Origin of the sequence: Protofrankia sp. Cr1, assembly GCF_963555865.1 — a bacterium.
Lineage (GTDB): Bacteria > Actinomycetota > Actinomycetes > Frankiales > Frankiaceae > Protofrankia.
Genome location: NZ_CAUVXO010000112.1, coordinates 12,474 through 15,150, shown reverse-complemented (window position 1 = coordinate 15,150; position 2,677 = coordinate 12,474). Strand labels below are relative to the sequence as shown.

The 2,677-nt window shown below is 68.1% G+C and carries 2 protein-coding genes and 2 pseudogenes; 2 read left to right on the top strand and 2 right to left on the bottom strand.

Features of this window, described 5'->3' with window-relative positions; genetic code table 11:
* A pseudogene (locus tag U9980_RS11640) lies at positions 1 to 538 on the top strand (glucosyl-3-phosphoglycerate synthase); the annotation flags it as partial.
* Here the strand turns inward: U9980_RS11640 and U9980_RS11635 are convergent.
* Positions 518 to 679 carry a hypothetical protein gene (locus tag U9980_RS11635; RefSeq protein ID WP_322767923.1) on the bottom strand — a complete coding sequence of 54 codons (162 nt, stop codon included), beginning with the start codon at positions 677 to 679 and terminating at the stop codon, positions 518 to 520. The pseudogene U9980_RS11640 and the gene U9980_RS11635 sit on opposite strands and share 21 nt — an antisense overlap.
* On the opposite strand from U9980_RS11635, the gene U9980_RS11630 reads away from it, so the two are divergent.
* Positions 672 to 1,487 carry an HAD family hydrolase gene (locus tag U9980_RS11630; protein ID WP_322749217.1) on the top strand — a complete coding sequence of 272 codons (816 nt, stop codon included), beginning with the start codon at positions 672 to 674 and terminating at the stop codon, positions 1,485 to 1,487. The two genes, U9980_RS11635 and U9980_RS11630, sit on opposite strands and share 8 nt — an antisense overlap.
* 324 nt (positions 1,488 to 1,811) lie before the next feature.
* On the opposite strand, the pseudogene U9980_RS11625 reads toward U9980_RS11630, so the two are convergent.
* A pseudogene (locus U9980_RS11625) lies at positions 1,812 to 2,501 on the bottom strand (glycosyltransferase 87 family protein); the annotation flags it as partial.
* Positions 2,502 to 2,677 lie beyond the last annotated feature (176 nt).

Genomic DNA, 2,677 nt, shown 5'->3' with positions numbered 1-2,677 from the left:
GTTGACCGAGGTGTCCTATGTCAAGGCGTCCTACGACCGGCCGCTGGCGGGCGGCCTGCTGCCCGGCGGTGGTGGGCGGGTTACCGAACTCGTCGCGCGCCCCCTGCTCAACATGCACTGGCCGGCGCTGGCCGGGTTGGTGCAACCGCTCGCGGGCGAGTTCGCTGGCCGCCGCGTCCTGCTTGAGCGGCTACCGTTCGTCTCCGGCTACGGAGTCGAGTTCGCCCAGCTGGTGGACGTCCTGTCCCTGGCGGGCGCGGATGCGATCGCGCAGGTCGAGGTCGGACGAAAGATCCATCGCCACCAGCCCGACGACGCTCTCGGACGCATGGCGGCCGAGATCATCCAGACGGCGTGGACCCGGCTAGGTGTCCACAGCCCGGCTCCGGGGCAGACGTTGACCCAGTTCCGCCGCTGCGACGGCGGGTTTGAGCCGCACACCCACCGGGTCGAGGTGCGGGAGCGTTCCCCGATGATCACAATTCCGGAGTATGCCGCTCGCCGGGCGGCGCGCGTTTCAGGTGACGGACCGCGATGACATCCGAACATTTGATCTTTCGAGGTTTGTAAGGTCAACAAGGGGTTTTCCGGCGTACAAACCTAGAAAGATCGCCAGCACCAGCACCAGCACCAGCACCAGCACCAGCAGCACGAGCAGGAGGACATCGCTGATGAGCATCCGGGTCGTCTACACCGATCTTGATGGGACCATGGTCGGGCCGTTCGGGTGCTTCTTCCGGAACGAGGACCACTCCACCACCCTTGATCCGGCTCGCGCCCTCATCGACCTGCACCGGGCGAGCATCGCGTTGGTGCTGGTCAGCGGCCGGACCAGGTCGCAACTGGTCGAAGCCGGTGCGATTTTCGGCGCGGACGGCTTCATAGCCGAGCTCGGTGCGATCGTCGGCTGGGACCATGGACGCAACAGCCAGGTCCTGCGCGGAGCCATGCCAGCCGATCTGGACCAGATACCGGATTCGCTCCTTGCCGCGCTGATCGCGCGGTATTCGGGACGCCTGAAGGTGTACCGACCCTGGCACCGCGGACGCGAGGTCGACATCATGCTCCGGGGCAACATCGACGTGGCCGAGGTGAACCTATGGCTCGTGGCGGAGGGTTTCGACTGGTTGACCATCCGGGACAACGGCATCATTTCGTGGGCTGGCATGCCGGCTGTGGATGATGTCCCGCACGTCTATCATCTCGTTCCCGAGGGTGTCAGCAAGGGCGCCGCGGTGGCTTTCGACCTGGCCCGCCGCGGGTTCCGTCCGGACCAGGCGATCGCGATCGGCGACTCCGCCAGCGACCTGATCATGGCCCGTGAGGTCGGCCGCATGCACCTGGTCGCGAACGCGCTGCGACACACCGATCTCGTCGGGTTGTTGCCGGACCACGACAACGTTGTCGTGGAGGATGGCGCGCTCGGCTCCGGCTGGGCCAGCGCGGTCCGCTCGACGCTGCCGACCGCGCGGCCCGCCACGGTCTGATCTCCTGCCAGCCCGGGAAGCCAGGTGGCCGACGACGGCGAGGAGAAAGAGAACAGCCGCGATGGCGTAGGAGTTCCCGACCAACAGCTGCCAGCCGTGCCAGGAATACTCGCGGTCGTGCTCGTACGGCAGCCACCACATCGGAGCGAGGACGAGCAGGGCAAAGCCGCCGCGTGCCGCGAGCCGCCCCCCGCGTGGCCCGGTCGGGCCGGCCAGCCAGGCCAGCGCGGGCAGTGCCCACAGCCAGTGGTGGGTCCAGGAGATCGGTGAGACGAGCAGCCCGGTGATGCCACATACTGTCCAGCCGAGCAGGGGCTCGTGGCGGCGAGTGGCCGCCACTGCCAGTCCGATCCCGGCGGCGGCTGTGCTCAGCGTCACCAGCTGAAACCAGAGCTCGTCGTGCACGGCATGACCGGCGAGGCGGGTCGCCACCCCGGACAGCGACTGGTTGCCCGCATACGCGATCCCGCCGACGTGGGACGGGTCGAGCGCCAGCCTGGTCCAGAACCGCGCCGAGTCTGCCGGAGTGGCCAGGGCCGCCAGTGCGGAGCAGGCGCTGAAGGAGAGTGCGGCCATGCCCGCGTCCCGGCGTCTGCCCGTGGCGAAGAGGTAGGGAACGAAGATCAACGGGGTGAGCTTCACCGCCGCGGCGATGCCGATCAGTACACCTGAGGGCAGCGACCCGGACCTACGACGCAGGTCAAGAATGATCAATAGCATGAGCGGGATGTTGATCTGGCCATAGGCGAGATTGCTTCGGATCGGTTCCACGGCCAGGAGGCCCACGGCCAGTGCCGCCTGCCGCCCGACCGCCGGCATCCCAACCGCAGGCGGCCTGGATGCGAGCGGGTCGGTGCGGGCCGCGGCGAGCACCTGGCGGGTCAACTCCGCCAGGCAGGTCAGCAGGACCAGCGCCCAGATGGCCTGTGCTGCCGGCTTCGGCGGGAGGGCGAGGGGGCCGAACAGTACGGCGGCGAACGGCGGGTAGGTGAAGGGCAGGCCGGTACCAGGCATGATCTGGTCATACAGGGGCAAATGGTGTAGAAATGCGTCGCCGCCCAGGCGGTACACGGCAAGGTCGATCCGGGTTCCGAACGCGAGTAGGCCGACCAGGGCGAACAGGCCGACGCCGAGCAGCACCGTGGCCGTGTTCAGGCGCGCGCGCATGCCGTTCCCCCTTTCTCGTGTTC

Excerpts from the sequence above, each read along its gene's own strand:
- U9980_RS11630 (WP_322749217.1), top strand. The coding sequence starts at position 672 with ATGAGCATCCGGGTCGTCTACACCGATCTTGATGGGACCATGGTCGGG.
- U9980_RS11635 (WP_322767923.1), bottom strand. The coding sequence starts at position 679 with ATGCTCATCAGCGATGTCCTCCTGCTCGTGCTGCTGGTGCTGGTGCTG.